This window comes from Kitasatospora sp. NPDC004745 (assembly GCF_042873275.1).
Lineage (GTDB): Bacteria > Actinomycetota > Actinomycetes > Streptomycetales > Streptomycetaceae > Kitasatospora.
The window spans coordinates 41,750-55,980 of sequence record NZ_JBIALK010000024.1 but is presented as its reverse complement, the minus strand read 5'-3'; the positions used below and the strand labels follow the sequence as shown (position 1 = coordinate 55,980).

General features: G+C 76.3%; 14 protein-coding genes. 9 read left to right on the top strand and 5 right to left on the bottom strand.

From position 1 onward, the window contains the following. Positions 1 to 44: 44 nt before the first annotated feature. Together ACFYUY_RS30715 and ACFYUY_RS30710 are read right to left on the bottom strand one after the other, a co-directional pair. A complete protein-coding gene (locus ACFYUY_RS30715) occupies positions 45 to 512 on the bottom strand; it encodes a DUF6325 family protein (protein WP_360209631.1) in 468 nt (155 codons plus the stop codon). 205 nt (positions 513 to 717) lie between these two features. Further along, on the bottom strand, positions 718 to 1,308 hold the full coding sequence (locus ACFYUY_RS30710) for an isochorismatase family protein (protein ID WP_387905484.1): 591 nt from the start codon (positions 1,306 to 1,308) through the stop codon (positions 718 to 720). Between the two features lie 161 nt (positions 1,309 to 1,469). Between ACFYUY_RS30710 and ACFYUY_RS30705 the strand changes: the two genes are divergently transcribed. Next, positions 1,470 to 2,495, top strand: a complete 1,026-nt coding sequence (locus tag ACFYUY_RS30705) for a DJ-1/PfpI family protein (protein WP_360209627.1) — start codon at positions 1,470 to 1,472, stop codon at positions 2,493 to 2,495. Here the strand turns inward: ACFYUY_RS30705 and ACFYUY_RS30700 are convergent. Both ACFYUY_RS30700 and ACFYUY_RS30695 read right to left on the bottom strand, forming a co-directional pair. Further along, positions 2,467 to 3,966 (bottom strand): sensor histidine kinase, encoded by a 1,500-nt coding sequence (locus ACFYUY_RS30700; RefSeq protein ID WP_387905480.1) that lies wholly within the window; start codon positions 3,964 to 3,966, stop codon positions 2,467 to 2,469. The genes ACFYUY_RS30705 and ACFYUY_RS30700 overlap by 29 nt on opposite strands. After that, the gene (locus tag ACFYUY_RS30695) at positions 3,963 to 4,679 is read right to left on the bottom strand and encodes a response regulator transcription factor (RefSeq protein ID WP_360209623.1); all 717 of its coding nucleotides are present in this window, start codon (positions 4,677 to 4,679) and stop codon (positions 3,963 to 3,965) included. Before ACFYUY_RS30695 ends, ACFYUY_RS30700 begins: the two co-directional genes overlap by 4 nt. Positions 4,680 to 4,908: 229 nt before the next feature. Between ACFYUY_RS30695 and ACFYUY_RS30690 the strand changes: the two genes are divergently transcribed. From ACFYUY_RS30690 to ACFYUY_RS30680, 3 genes are all read left to right on the top strand, one after another. After that, a complete protein-coding gene (locus ACFYUY_RS30690) occupies positions 4,909 to 6,264 on the top strand; it encodes a ferredoxin reductase family protein (RefSeq protein ID WP_360209621.1) in 1,356 nt (451 codons plus the stop codon). A gap of 147 nt (positions 6,265 to 6,411) precedes the next feature. Then, positions 6,412 to 6,918 carry an FMN-binding protein gene (locus tag ACFYUY_RS30685; RefSeq protein WP_387905477.1) on the top strand — a complete coding sequence of 169 codons (507 nt, stop codon included), beginning with the start codon at positions 6,412 to 6,414 and terminating at the stop codon, positions 6,916 to 6,918. A gap of 31 nt (positions 6,919 to 6,949) precedes the next feature. Continuing rightward, a complete protein-coding gene (locus ACFYUY_RS30680) occupies positions 6,950 to 7,696 on the top strand; it encodes an FAD:protein FMN transferase (RefSeq protein ID WP_387905651.1) in 747 nt (248 codons plus the stop codon). Between the two features lie 46 nt (positions 7,697 to 7,742). Here ACFYUY_RS30680 and ACFYUY_RS30675 read toward each other — a convergent pair whose 3' ends face one another. Next, on the bottom strand, positions 7,743 to 8,732 hold the full coding sequence (locus tag ACFYUY_RS30675) for a hypothetical protein (RefSeq protein ID WP_387905474.1): 990 nt from the start codon (positions 8,730 to 8,732) through the stop codon (positions 7,743 to 7,745). Between the two features lie 233 nt (positions 8,733 to 8,965). On the opposite strand from ACFYUY_RS30675, the gene ACFYUY_RS30670 reads away from it, so the two are divergent. From ACFYUY_RS30670 to ACFYUY_RS30650, 5 genes are all read left to right on the top strand, one after another. Continuing rightward, a complete protein-coding gene (locus tag ACFYUY_RS30670; protein ID WP_360209610.1) occupies positions 8,966 to 9,802 on the top strand; it encodes an alpha/beta hydrolase in 837 nt (278 codons plus the stop codon). A 373-nt stretch (positions 9,803 to 10,175) separates the two neighbouring features. Continuing rightward, a complete protein-coding gene (locus ACFYUY_RS30665) occupies positions 10,176 to 12,053 on the top strand; it encodes an amidohydrolase (protein WP_387905649.1) in 1,878 nt (625 codons plus the stop codon). 84 nt (positions 12,054 to 12,137) lie between these two features. Then, the gene (locus tag ACFYUY_RS30660; RefSeq protein ID WP_360209607.1) at positions 12,138 to 12,800 is read left to right on the top strand and encodes a hydrolase; all 663 of its coding nucleotides are present in this window, start codon (positions 12,138 to 12,140) and stop codon (positions 12,798 to 12,800) included. A gap of 59 nt (positions 12,801 to 12,859) precedes the next feature. After that, positions 12,860 to 13,384: a DoxX family protein gene (locus tag ACFYUY_RS30655; RefSeq protein WP_387905471.1), complete on the top strand. Its 525-nt coding sequence runs from the start codon at positions 12,860 to 12,862 to the stop codon at positions 13,382 to 13,384. Continuing rightward, on the top strand, positions 13,365 to 14,108 hold the full coding sequence (locus ACFYUY_RS30650; RefSeq protein WP_387905469.1) for a YoaK family protein: 744 nt from the start codon (positions 13,365 to 13,367) through the stop codon (positions 14,106 to 14,108). The genes ACFYUY_RS30655 and ACFYUY_RS30650 overlap by 20 nt, the downstream gene beginning before the upstream one ends. Positions 14,109 to 14,231: the final 123 nt, after the last annotated feature.

The following is a 14,231-nucleotide window of genomic DNA, read 5'->3' as shown; positions in this document are numbered from 1 at the left end:
CTCCGCGTCCGCGTGCGTCCTGCTCGTACGCGGGCGTGGCGGTGTCAGCCGCCGGACGGCTCCCGGGCCTCCAGGGCCTCCAGCGACTGCAGCAGCTGCGGGACCGGGATCCGGCCGCTGGCGACGACCTGCGCCTCGGACCGGCGCAGGGCGGCGGCGAGCGGTCCCGCCCAGGCGTTCTCGTACACCAGCACCCCGGCGGAGTTGCCGGGCGCCAGCAGGGCCGCGGCCTCGTCGAGGTCCTCGGCGTCCAGGATCCCGGACGACACGCCCTCGAACACGGCCAGGTCGAAGGTCCCGTCGCCGTCCAGGTCGGTGAGCTCCATCGCCAGGACGCTGCCGTCCTCGTCCCTGCGGACGAACGCGAAGTCGAGGATCCGGATGATGCCCCGGTCCACGAGGTCGACCAGCAGCGGAAGCCCTTCGCCCGTCATGCGGTTGCCCGGGAACTCCACGACCAGATAGTCGATGGGCCCGATCTCCCTGAGTTCCTCGTCCTGCTCCTCGGACATCGCACCGCTCCCTCCGCGGTCGTCACCCGGCCCGCTCCGCTGCCGGACCGGTTCTCTGCTGTCGACGCTACGGCTCCCGGCGCCGCCGGGGATCACCTGCACCGGGTGACGCGGAGGCCCCGGCCGGGCGCCGCGGCCCTTACCGCGCGGGTGCCGCCGCGGCCCGCCCGACCCCCGTGACGGGCGGGCCGCGGCACGGTGCGGGTCAGCCCAGGTCCGCCGGCGACTCGACGACCACCCCGTAGAGGTCGCCGATCGTCGCCAGCGCGGCGCGGTGGACCTGCTCGGCGCTCAGCCCGGTGCCGCCCGAGCTCAGCGGCCGGGTGGCGCAGGCCCGGGCGACGACGGTGGGCCGGTTGCCGCGCAGGAAGGCACCCGCGGTGGTGAAGGCCACGCACATGTGCGTCATGAAGCCGGCCACCACGACGTCCCGGTGCCCGGCGGCGTCGACCAGCTCGCCCAGCCCGGTGCCGACGAAGGCGTCCGGGGCCTTCTTGACCACGACCCGCTCGCCCTGCGCCGGCGCCACGCCGGGGTGGATCCGGCCGATCTCGGCGCGGACGTCGTACGGGGTGCCCTCCCCGCCGTCGTTGACCACGTGGATCACGGTGGCCCCCGCGGCCCGCGCCCGGGCGAGCAGCGCGGCGGCCTCGTCCAGCGCCTCGCGCCAGCCGTCGAGCTCCATCACCCCGCCGACGTAGGTGTTCTGGTAGTCGATCAGGATCAGGGTGGCGTCGGCGAGCGCGGCGGGCGTCTCGTCGAGGCCGTTGAGGGTGCGCAGGGTGGTCGTGGGCATGGGGTACCGCCTCGGGTCGGGTGTCTGGAGGATGGGCGGCCACGGCTGCGGTGGCCCGCACCGGAACGCTATGGCCGGCCCTCCGGTGTCGGCAATGTCGCCTAACATGCAGATTCCGACATCGCGTGTGAGCGGCCGAACCGGCCGGGGCAGGACCGGAGATGACCACCGTGACGCAGCAACGACTGATCGTCGTCGTCCTCTTCGAGGGCGTCGACCTGCTCGACGTCACCGGACCGCCGGAGGTGTTCTCGCTGGTCCGGCGGGAGACCGACGACGCGACGGGCTACCGCGTCGTCCTCGCCGCCGAGACCACGGCCCCGGTGACCACCGCCGCGGGCGTGCGGATCCTGCCCGACCTCACCTTCGACGAGGCCGCCGCCGCGGGCCCCATCGACACCCTGCTGGTGCCCGGGTCGGTCGAGGTCGACGAACTGCGCCGGGTCCACCCGCTCACCGACCCGGCCGTGGTGGACCGGGTGCGCACGCTCGCCGGGCGCTCGCGCCGGGTCGCCTCGGTGTGCGTCGGCGCGCACATCCTCGCCGCCGCGGGGCTTCTCGACGGCCGGCGCGCCACCACCCACTGGTCGACGGCCGCGCGGCTCGCCGCCGAGTACCCGCAGATCGAGGTGGACGCCGATCCGATCTTCATCCGCGAGGGCGAGGTCTGGACCGGCGCCGGCATCAGCGCCTGCCTCGACCTCGCCCTCGCCCTGGTCGCCGACGACTTCGGCGAGGCCCTCGCGCTGCGGGTCGCCCGCCAGCTCGTGATGTACCTCAAGCGCCCCGGCGGGCAGAGCCAGTTCAGCGTCCCGCTGGAGCCGGTGTCCACCACCCGGCGGGTCGAGGAGCTGCGCCACCACATCCTGCGCAACCTGCCCGGCCGGCTCACCGTGCCCGACCTCGCCGCCCACGCGCACATCGGCGAACGGCAGCTGACGAGGATCTTCAAGACCGAACTCGGCACCACCCCGAGCGCCTACGTGGAGTCCGCCCGGCTCGAACTCGCCCGCCGGCACCTCGAGTCCACCGACGCCACGCTCGACCGGATCGCCACCGACTGCGGGTTCGGCACCACCGACACCCTGGTCCGCGCCTTCCGCCGGCGCCTGGACACCACCCCGACCGAGTACCGGCAGCGCTTCCGCACCGGAGCCGCTACGGAGGGGCCGGCAGCCGCACGGTGAACGCGGTGCGCCCCGGGCCGCTGGCCGCGTCCACCGTGCCGCCGTGCGCCCGGACCACCGCGCGCACGATCGACAGGCCCAGCCCGGTCGAGCCGGTCGACCGCGAGCGGGCCCGGTCGCCCCGGACGAAACGCTCGAACATCCGCTCCGCCAGCTCGGGGGCGATCCCCGGCCCGTCGTCGACGACCGCCAGCCGCACCTCGGCCCCGGCGCGCTCCAGGCTCAGCTCGACCCCCGTCCCGGCCGGGGTGTGGGCCCGGGCGTTCGCCAGCAGGTTGACCACCACCTGGCTCAGCCGGTGCTCGTCCCCGCGCACCAGCACCGGCTCCACCGGCAGCGCCAGCCGCCAGCGGTGCCCCGGCCCGGCCGCCCGCGCGTCCGCCAGCGCGTTCAGCGCCACCCGGGTGAGGTCCACCTCGGCGTCGGCCAGCGGCCGGCCCGCGTCCAGGCGCGCGAGCAGCAGCAGGTCCTCGACGATCGCGCCCATCCGCACCGCCTCGGCGTCGATCCGCTCCAGCGAGTGCCGCACCGGCCCCGGCACCGCACCGGGGTGGCGCAGCGCGAGCTCGGCGTGCCCGCGGACCGCCGCCACCGGGGTGCGCAGCTCGTGGCTGGCGTCGGCGGCGAAGGCCCGCAGCCGCTCCTCCACCGCGTGCCGGCTGGCCAGGGCGTCCCCCACGTGCCCGAGCATCCGGTTGAGCGCCGTGCCGACCCGGCCGACCTCGGTGCGCGGGTCGTCGTCCGGCACCCGCTCCGCCAGGGTGACGGCGCCGCTGGCCAGCGGCAGGCCGGCGACCCGTTCGGCGGTGCCCACCACCCGGTCCAGCGGGCGCAGCGACCAGCGCACCCAGACCGCTCCGGCGGCGCCCGCCCCGGCCACGGCGAGCGCGAAGACCGTCAGCTCCAGGGTCGCCAGCCGGTCCACGGTGTCCTCCGCCGGGCGCAGCGGCAGCCCGCTGACCAGCACGTCGCCGTCCCGGCCGGCGACCGCGCGGACCCGGTAGCGCCCCTGCGCCCCGCCCAGGTCGACGGTGCCCGCCGACCCGCCGACCGGGAGTGCGGCCAGCGCCCGCTGCTCGGCGGGCGAGAGCGCCACCCTGTCGTCGTCGCCCAGGCCGTCCGCGTCGTCGGCGTCGCCGTCGACCACGCCGGCCGCGGTGACCCGGCCGTCCAGCAGCCGCACGCCCAGGGTGCCCGGGGTCTGCGCCCGGGTGTCGGTGCCGCCGCCGCCCTGGCCGGCGTGTTCGAGGCTGGCGGCGTAGCGACCGCCCGAGTCGGTGAGCTGCTGGTCCAGCCGGTCCACCAGGAAGTGCCGCAGGGCGGCCGTGGTGGCCAGGCCCACCGCCGCGCAGGTCACCACCAGCAGCACCAGCAGGCCGGCGATCAGCCGGGCCCGCAGCGTCCGCGGCACCAGCCGGGCGGCCCGGCGGCGCAGACCGCGGCGCCGGCGACCGGCGGGCCCGCCGCTCACGGCGCGGCCTTGATCAGGTACCCGGCACCGCGCACGGTGTGGATCATCGGGGGCCGGCCGGCGTCCAGCTTCTTGCGCAGGTAGCTGATGTACAGCTCGACGACGTGCGCCTGCCCGCCGAAGTCGTAGGACCAGACGGCGTCCAGGATCTGCGCCTTGCTCAGCACCTGGCGGGGGTGGCGCATCAGGTGGACGAGCAGCGCGTACTCGGTCGGGCTGAGGTCGACCGCCTCCCCGCCGCGGGTGACCTCGCGGGCCCGCTCGTCGAGCACCAGGTCGCCGAGCACCAGGGCGTGCGCGGGCGGCGGACCGGCCGCACCCGGCGGGGCCGCCCGGCGCAGCAGCCCGCGCAGCCGCACGACCACCTCGGCCAGGCTGAACGGCTTGGTCACGTAGTCGTCGCCGCCCGCCGCGATCCCGGCGATCCGGTCCTCGACGGCGTCCCGGGCGGTCAGGAAGAGTACGCGCACCTCGGGCCGCTCGGCGTGCAGCCGGCGCAGCACCTCCATGCCGTCGAGGTCGGGCAGCATCATGTCCAGGACCACGGCGTGCGGGCGCCAGAGCGCCGCGGCGCGCACGGCCGCCCCGCCGGTGGTCGCGCCGCGCGCCTGCCAGCCCTCGTAGCGGACGGCGCCGCAGACCACCTCGACCAGGTCCGGCTCGTCGTCGACGACGAGGACCCTCCACTCCTGCCGCTCGGCGGTGTCGTCCACGGTGCTCCCTCGGTACGCGGTCGGCGGCGTTCATTCTGACCGCCCGCGATGAGAAAGTCCTGAGACCGCGGGGCCCGGTGGGCACCCTGTCGCACCGGCTCCGACCTGCGGGAACGCGGCCCGGGCGGCCGCCGGGAGCGGCCCCGGTTCAGAGGCGGCTCAGAGGTTGCGGTGCGATCGTGGTGCGCCCCGGCGGTGCTCGCCGCCGGGACGGAAGGAGTGATCCCCGATGGCCACCGCAGCACCACCGCGACCCGCCGGCCCGGCCCACCGGGCGGCGCGCCGCCCACCCGTGGCCGCCCCGCCCCGCCTGGTGCTCGCCCTGGTCGCCGCCGGCGCGCTCGGCGTCCTCGCGCTCTGGTGGTCAGACACTCCGGTGGTGGCAGGCCCGGCCGGGTGGCTGACCGGAGCGGGCCGGATCACCGGCCTGCTCGCCGGCTACGCGGCCCCGGTGCTGCTCCTGCTGATGGCCCGACTGCCGCCGCTGGAACGCGGGGTCGGTGCCGACCGGCTGGCCCGCTGGCACGCCTTCGGCGGTCGCTGGCTGGTGGCCGCGGTGTCCGTGCACGTGCTGTCCGTCGTCTGGGGCTACGCGCTGACCGACGGGCGCGGCCCGCTCGCCGAGGGCGTGGAGATCGTCCTCCACTTCCCCGAGATGCTCAAGGCCGCCCTGGCCACCCTGCTGATGCTGGGCACCGGCGCGGTGTCCGCCCGCGCCGCCCGCCGCCGGCTCTCCTACGAGACCTGGTACTACCTGCACCTGGCGACCTATCTCGCCGTCGCCCTGGCCTTCGGCCACCAGTTGGCCACCGGGGCCGACCTCGGCGACGGCCCGGCCCGCGCCGCCTGGTACGCCCTCTACCTCGGCACCGCCGCCCTGATCGGCTGGTACCGGCTGGCCGGACCGTGGCTGCTCGACCGCCGCCACCGGCTGCGGGTGGCCGAGGTCCGGCCGGAGGGCCCCGGCGTGGTGTCGCTCTTCGTCACCGGTCGGCGGCTGGACCTCCTGCGGGCCGAGCCCGGCCAGTTCTTCCGGCTGCAGTTCCAGGCGCCCGGGCTGCGCTGGGCCGCCAACCCGTACTCGCTGTCCGCACCGCCGCACCCGGACTTCCTGCGCTTCACCGTCAAGGACCTCGGCGGGCACAGCGCCGCGGTGGCCGCGCTGCGCCCCGGCACCCCGGTGCGCGCCGAGGGCCCGTACGGGGCGTTCACCGGGCGGCTGCAGCGGCGCGAGCGGGTGCTGCTGTTCGGGGCGGGGGTGGGCATCACCCCGCTGCGGGCACTGTTCGAGACGCTGCCGGGGGAGCTCACCCTCGTCCAGCGGGCCGCCCGGCCGCAGGACCTGCTGTTCCGGGCGGAGCTGGCGCAGGTCGCCCGGCGGCGCGGCGGCACGGTGCACGAACTGGTCGGCCCGCGGGAACGGGTCGGCGACCTGGGCGCCGCGCTCGCCCGGCTCGTCCCCGACCTCGCCGAGCACGAGGTCTACCTGTGCGGGCCGGAGGCGCTGACCGGGGAGGCGGTGCGGGCGCTGCGGGCCGCCGGGGTGCGGGCGGGGCGGATCCACCACGAGTCCTTCGCCCTCTGAGCCCGCCCCCACCGGCCCGGCCCGGCCACGCCGCCGTCCCGCCCGTCGCCGTCCTGCCCGTCGTCGTCCCGGCCGTCGCGTCCCGGCCGTCGTCGTCCCGGCGAACCACTGAACCGCCGAACCACCGAACCCCGAGGAGGCCCGCCCATGCGCCGAGCCGTCGTCAGCACCGCCGCCACCGCCGCCGGAGTGGTCCTGCTGCTCTCCCTCAAACCGCACGGCGCCGCCGGGCCCGCCCCGGTGATCAGCTCGGGCGGGGCCGCCGGCTCCGACGGCTCCGCGTCCGGCTCGGCCGGGTCCGCCGCCGGGGCCTCCGACGCCACCCCGGCCCCGTCCACCTCCCCCACCGGGGCCGGCGGGACGGGCGGCGCGGGTACCGTCCGGAAGGTCACCGGAGACGCCGTGAACACCCGCTACGGGCCGGTCCAGGTCGCGGTCACCCTCAGCGGGAGCAGGATCACCGCCGTCGACGTGGTCGAGTACCCCACCGAGGACCGCCGCGACCGGGAGATCAACAGCTCCGCGCTGCCGCTGCTCAACCAGGAGGCGCTGGCCGCCCAGAGCGCGCACGTCGACGTGGTCAGCGGCGCCACCTTCACCAGCGACGGCTACGCCCGCTCCCTGCAGAGCGCGCTCGACCGCGCCGGGCGGTGAGGCCGCCGTGCTCCGCCACGCCGAGCCCGTCATGGGCACCGTCTTCTCCTTCGCCGTCCGCGACCCGGGCCCGGACACCGCCGACGTGCTGCGCCGGATCGCCCGGCGGCTGCACCGGATCGACGCGGTCTTCTCGCCCTACCGGACGGACAGCCAGATCAGCCGCCTCGACCGGGGCGAGCTCGGCGTCGACGACTGCGACCCCGAGGTCCGTGCCGCCCTGGCGGCCTGCCGCGAGGTCGCCGACGAGACCGACGGCTACTTCACCGAACGCCCCGGCGGCCGGCTCGACCCGAGCGGCTGGGTCAAGGGCCGGGCCGTCGAGGAGGCCGCCGGGATGCTGGGCGACGCCGGGGCCCGGCAGTACTGCGTCAGCGGCGGCGGGGACGTGCAGACGGCCGGCGGGCCCTGGCGGATCGGCGTCGCCCACCCGCTGCGCACCGGCCGGCTCGCCGCCGTCCTGGCCGGCGACGGCCTGGCCGTGGCCACCTCCGGCACCGCCGAACGCGGCGCGCACGTCCTCGACCCGCACACCGGCCGCCCCGCGACCGGCCTCGCCTCGCTGACCCTGGTCGGCTCCCCCGGCACCGGCATCGCCCGCGTCGACGCCTGGGCCACCGCCGCGTTCGCGATGGGCCCCGACCGCGCCCTCGCCTGGGCCGGGCGACGCCCCGGCGTCGAAGCCCTGGCCGTGCTGCCCGACGGCACCAAGCGCTGGACGCCCGGCCTGCCCCGGCACCTCCCGGCCGTCGGCCCCGCCGACTTCCGGCCGGTCTGAGCCGCCCGGGCCTGCGTTCGAGGAGGAACCCGGGCCGCGGCCGCGCTCAGCGGACCGACGCGGCCCGCCACGCCTCCCGGGCGACCAACGGCGCCAGGTAGGACCACCGCCGCGAGCCGTCCGGGCACTCGCCGCCCTCCACCAGCGCCGACACGGCCTTGCGGGTGAACGGCACCCAGGCCGCCATGTCGTGCTCGAAGGTGCTGTGGCAGGCCTCGCGGCGCAGGTCGATCTCGGCGGCGTCGAGCCCGGAGCGGACGGTGGCGACCAGGGTGAAGCAGGACGCCGGCGCGCTCCAGCCCAGCCAGCTGATCACCGGCGGCCCGACGTCCTCCGGGCGCAGCCCCAGCTCCTCCTCCAGCCCGCGGTGCACCAGGCCGTAGAAGTCCTCCGCCGCACCGGGCTCGTCCCGGTACTTCATCGTCTCGTTGATGCCGACCGTCCACTGCGCCGGGAAGGTGTTCACCGCCAGCGAGCGCCGCAGCAGCAGCAACCGGCCCGCGCGGTCCCGCACCGCGACGCAGGCGCTGACCATGGTCGGCGGGGCGACGGCCACGAACCCGGTCAGGCCGAGCTCCAGGGCCTCCCGCACCCGCCGCGCCGAGTCCGCGTCCTCCCGGCCGAGCCGGGTCGTGGCCATGCACTCCGCGTAGTCGCTCTCCGCGATCCGCACCTCGCACACCCGGGCCCGGCTGTGCTCGCCGTGATCGACCGTCAGCCGCGAGACGTACGCCGTCCGCCCGGCCGCCCCGGCGGCGCGCTGCCGGTCCACCTCGTCCCGCCAGGCTGGGGTGGACAGCGCGTGCGGGCGCTCCACCCGGCCGCCGTAGTCCGTCACCAGCGTCGCGGGCGACAGCGGCCGCGTCGCCGACCAGGTGATCAGCGGCACCAGCCCGTCGGCCTCCGGGTCGTGCGCCCGCGCCCCCGGTGTCAGGCTCGCCCGCCGCACCCGGGCCAGCGGCACCCGCGAGCCCCCGTACTTGGCGAAGTCGTAGACCAGGTTGGTCACCACCCCGAGCAGCAGTGCCCCGCCCATCCCCAACCACCACTCCACAGAGGTCCCCCCGCCTCGAAGCCGACTCCCATTCTGGAGTTCCGGCGCCCCGGGCGACACCCGTTTCCGACGCCGGCCGACGGAGCGTCGGGCGGCCCCGGCAGCACGGCGCTCCGGGAGCACAGGCCGTTCCCTCAGGGGCAAACCGCCCGGCCCGCCCGCTCCTAGCGTGGAGCGCGTCACCACCCCACCCCGTCCCCGAGGGAGCACGCACCATGCCGTTCATCACCGTCGGCCAGGAGAACACCGCCGCCATCGAGCTCTACTACGAGGACCACGGCTCCGGTCAGCCGGTCGTCCTCATCCACGGCTTCCCCCTCGACGGGCACTCCTGGGAGCGGCAGAGCGCCGCCCTGCTCGACGCCGGGTACCGGGTCGTCACCTACGACCGCCGCGGGTTCGGGCGGTCCTCCCAGCCGACCACCGGCTACGACTACGACACCTTCGCCGCCGACCTGCACACCGTGCTGGAGACGCTGGACCTGCGGGACGCCGTGCTGGTCGGCTTCTCGATGGGCACCGGCGAGGTCGCCCGGTACGTGTCCGCCCACGGCTCGGACCGGATCGCCAAGGTCGCCTTCCTGGCCTCCCTGGAGCCCTGCCTGCTCAAGACCGACGACAACCCGGACGGCGCCGCCCCGAAGGAGTTCTTCGACGGCGTCGTCGCAGCGGTGAAGGCCGACCGCTACGCCTACTACCGCGACTTCTTCCAGGACTTCTTCAACCTCGACGAGAACCTCGGCAGCCGGATCAGCGAGGAGGCCGTCCGCAACAGCTGGAACACCGCGGCGAGCGGCGGCTCCTTCGCGGCCTCGGCCGCGCCCTCGACCTGGTACACCGACTTCCGGGCGGACATCCCGCGCGTCGACGTGCCCGCCCTGATCCTGCACGGCACCGGCGACCGAATCCTGCCGGTCGAGAACACCGGCCGCCCGTTCCACCGGGCGCTCCCCTCCGCCGAGTACGTGGAGATCGAGGGCGCGCCGCACGGCCTGCTCTGGACCCACGCCGAGGAGGTCAACGCGGCGCTGCTGGCCTTCCTGGCGAAGTGACCGCCGCGGCGGGGTGACTCCCCCGCGGGCCCGTCACCGCACGGGCGGGCCCGCCGACCGCCCCCACCGCACCCCGACCGGCCGAGCCCCGAGCCCCGTACCGGACGTCCCCCCGAGGACGCCCGGTACGGGGCTCCGTCGCGTTCCCGGGGCTCCCGCGGGCCGGCCCGCGCACCCCGGCCGGGACCGGTGCGCTCCGGGGACGGGGGCGGTGCACGGAGCGCCAACTCCGTTGTGCGGAGGCGACTTAACGTCGTGTCAGGCGGTCGGACGGGCCGCCCCCGTACATCCCGGCCCGTCCGGCCGCCACCACCGCCGCCCGCGCCGGGCCGGCGGTCCGGAGCCACCACAGGAGGTAGTCGAGGTGCCTGCAATGCCGGTCGGCGGGCTGGTCCCGCGCGCCGTCGAGGCCGCCGCGGACGTCGTCGTCCGCAACGCGCGGATCCACACCGGGGACGCCCGCCGCCCGCAGGCCGGCGCCCTGGCCGTCCGCGACGGGCTGATCACCGTCGTGGGCGAGGACGCCGACGTCGCCGCCGTGGTCGGGCCGTCCACCGTCGTGGTGGACGCGCTGGGCCGCCGGATGGTGCCCGGCCTCAACGACGCCCACCTGCACGTGATCCGGGGCGGCCTCAACTACGTCCTGGAACTGCGCTGGGACGGCGTGCCCTCGCTGCGCCTGGCCCTGGCGATGCTCCGCGAGCAGGCCGCCCGCACGCCCGCGGGCCAGTGGGTGCGGGTCGTCGGCGGCTGGTCGGCCGAGCAGTTCGCCGAGAAGCGGCTGCCCACGCCCGCCGAACTGAACGAGGCCGCGCCGGACACCCCGGTGTTCGTGCTGCACCTCTACCAGTCGGCGATCCTCAACCGCGCGGCGCTGCGGGCCGTCGGGTACACCCGTGACACGCCCGACCCCAGGGGCGGCCAGATCGTCCGCGGCCGGGGCGGCGAGCCCAACGGCGTGCTGCTGGCGGCGCCGAGCGCGCTCGTCCTCTACTCCACCCTGGCCAAGGCCCCGGCCCTGGAGGGCGAGGACCGCCGCACCTCCACCCGGCACTTCCTGCGCGAGCTGAACCGGTTCGGGCTGACCTCGGCGATCGACGCGGCCGGGGGCTTCCAGAACTTCCCCGAGAACTACGGCACGGTGACCGAACTGGCCCGGGACGGCCTGCTGTCGCTGCGCATCGCCTACCACCTGTTCCCGCAGACCCCCGGCCAGGAGCTCGACGACCTGGCCCGCTGGGTCGCGACCGTGCGCCCCGGCGAGGGCGACGCCTGGCTGCGGCTGAACGGGGCCGGCGAGAACCTCACCTGGGCCGCCGCGGACTTCGAGAACTTCGCCGAGCCGCGGCCCGAACTCGGCCCCTACGAAGCCGAGTTCGAGAAGGCCGTCCGCCTGCTCATGGAGCACGGCTGGGGCTTCCGGCTGCACGCCACCTACGACGAGACGATCCGGCGCGACCTCGCGGTGTTCGAACGGCTCGCCGCGGAGGGGCTCTTCCCCGCCGGCAACCGGTGGCTCTTCGACCACGCCGAGACCGTCTCCCCGGACAGCCTCGACCGCATCGCGGCGCTCGGCGGCTCGCTCTCCGTGCAGAACCGGCTGTCCTTCCAGGGCGGGGCGTTCGCCCGCCGGTACGGCGCCGACGCCGCCGCCGGGGCCCCGCCGCTGCGAGCCATGCTGGAGCGCGGCCTGACCGTGGCCGCCGGGACGGACGCCACCCGGGTGTCCTCCTACAACCCCTGGGTCGCCCTGCACTGGCTGGTCTCCGGGCGCACCGTCGGCGGGCAGGCGACGCGCCCGCCGCGGAACCGGGTGGACCGTGCGACCGCGCTCGCCCTGTACACCAGGGCCGGCGCCGAACTGACCGGCGAGCAGGACGTCAAGGGCGTGCTCCGGGAGGGCTGCTACGCCGACCTCGCGGTGCTCTCCGCGGACTACTTCACCGTCCCCGAGCCGGACATCCCGCACATCGAGTCCGTGCTGACCGTCGTCGGCGGCCGGATCGTCCACGCCGCCGCCGAGTACGAGGGCATGGCGGAGGAGCTCCCGCCGGTCAGCCCCGACTGGAGCCCGGTCGCCCGCTTCGGCGGCTACCAGGCCCACCACCCGGGCACCGGCGGCGCGGGCGCCCGCCAGGCGGAGCTGCTCGGACAGGTCGTCGCCGAGTCGGAGCTGCAGCGCCGGTGGCGCGCGGACCGCGGCGACCTGACGGAGCACGCCCAGCCGTTCGACCCCTGCTTCCTGCTCTGACGCCGTCCGGCTCCCCGGACCGCCCCACCCCGACCTCCTCCACCCCACCGGCGTGGAGGCTCCCCCGACCGAAGGGAAACCCCCATGTTCGACGCGAACCAGGTCAGCGCCACCCCGAGCCCGGACCTGCTGACCCCCGACAACGCCGTCGTCCTCTTCGTGGACCACCAGCCGCAGATGTTCTTCGGCACCGGCAGCGGCGACCGGACCGCGATCATCAACGCCACGGTCGGCCTCGCCAAGGCCGCCAGGGCCTTCGACGTGCCGGTGGTGCTGACCACCGTCGCCGCCGAGTCCTTCTCCGGCCCGCTGCTGCCGCAGCTGGCCGCCGTCTTCCCCGACGCGGAGGTCCTCGACCGCACCTCGATGAACGCCTGGGAGGACCGGGCCGTCGTCGACGCCGTCAAGGCCACCGGCCGCGGGAAGGTCGTCATCGCCGGCCTGTGGACCGAGGTCTGCCTGGTGCTGCCGGTGCTCTCCATGCTCGCCCAGGGCTACGAGGTGTACGTCGTCACCGACGCCTCGGGCGGCGTCTCCCCGCAGGCCCACGAGCACGCCGTGCAGCGCATGACGCAGGGCGGCGCCGTCCCGGTGACCTGGGTGCAGGTGCTGCTGGAACTGCAGCGCGACTGGGCCCGGGCGGAGACGTACGGCGCCGTCATGGAGGTCGTCAAGGAGCACGCCGGCGCGTACGGCCTGGGCGTCGTCTACGCGCAGACCGTCATCGGGGCGCACGCGGCGGGCTGAGCCCCGCCGGCGCGCGACACCCGATCAGGAACCAGGGACAGGAACAGGAAGCGGACACGATGGATACCGGACTGCTGGTCCTCCGGCTGGTGGTGGGCCTGCTCATCGCCGGGCACGGGGTACAGAAGGTGAGCCACCGCCTCGGCGGCCACGGCCTGGCGGGCGGGACGGAGGAGTTCCGGCACGACGGCTTCCTCGGCGGCCCGCTCACCGCGCTCGCCGCGGGGGCCGGCCAGATCGGCTCGGGCCTGTTCCTGGCCCTGGGGGCGCTCACGCCCCTGGCGGCCATGGTCGCCATCGGCGTGATGACGGTGGCGATCACCGTCAAGCGCCCGAACGGGCTCTGGGTGCAGGACGACGGCTACGAGTACCCGCTGGTGCTGGTCGTGGTCACGGGCTCGCTGGCGCTCACCGGCCCGGGCCGGTGGTCCGCCGACCACGCGCTCGGCCTGCCCGGGTGGCCGCTCTGGCTGTCCGCCCTGGCCGTCGCCCTCGGCCTCGCCAGCGGCCTGCTGACCCGGGCGGTGCTGCACCGCCCCCCGACCGGGGAGGAGGCGGCCGCCGGTGCGCGCCCTGCTGGCTGACGCGCTGCGGACGGTGCGGCCGCCCCGGGCGGACCGGCACGGCCCGCTGCCGCCGCTGATGCTGCTGCTGACGGTGGCCACCGGTCTGGTCGACGCGGTGAGCTACCTCGGCCTCGGGCACGTCTTCGTGGCGAACATGACGGGCAACGTGGTCTTCCTGGGGTTCGCCCTGGCGGGGGCCTCCGGGCTGTCCGTCCCGGCCTCGCTGGTCTCGCTGGCGGCGTTCCTGACCGGTGCGCTCACCGGCGGCCGGCTCGGCACCCGGCTGGCGGCGCACCGCGGGCGCCTGCTGGCCCGGGCCGCCGCCGTCCAGGCCGTCCTGACCGCCGCCGCCACCGCCACGGCGGCCGCCTCCGGCACCGGGGCCACCGCGTCCGGCGGCGCCGGGTACGCACTGATCGTGCTGCTGGGGCTGGGCATGGGGCTGCAGAACGCGGTGGCCCGGCGGCTGGGCGTGCCCGACCTGACGACCACGGTGCTCACCCTGACGCTGACCGGGCTCGCCGCCGACTCGGCTCCGGCCGGGGGCGGTGCGCCCCGCCCGGGCCGGCGGATCCTCTCCGCGCTGGCGATGATGCTCGGCGGCGTCGCGGGCGGGGTCCTCGTCCTGCACGGGCTGCTGGTGGCGGCCCTCGGGCTCGCCTCGGCGCTGCTGCTGGCCACCGCCGTGACGGCCCACCGGGTCTCGGCCCCCGACGCCCCGTGGGCGCCGCCGGTGGCCTGAGCCGCGGGCCGGGACCGCTGAAGGGCCGCCGTCCGGCGGCCCTTCAGCCGTGTGCCCCCGTCGTCGCCGCGGCGGCACAACCGCCCATACCCCTCTGTATGATGATCTTTCAACAGTTGGGGG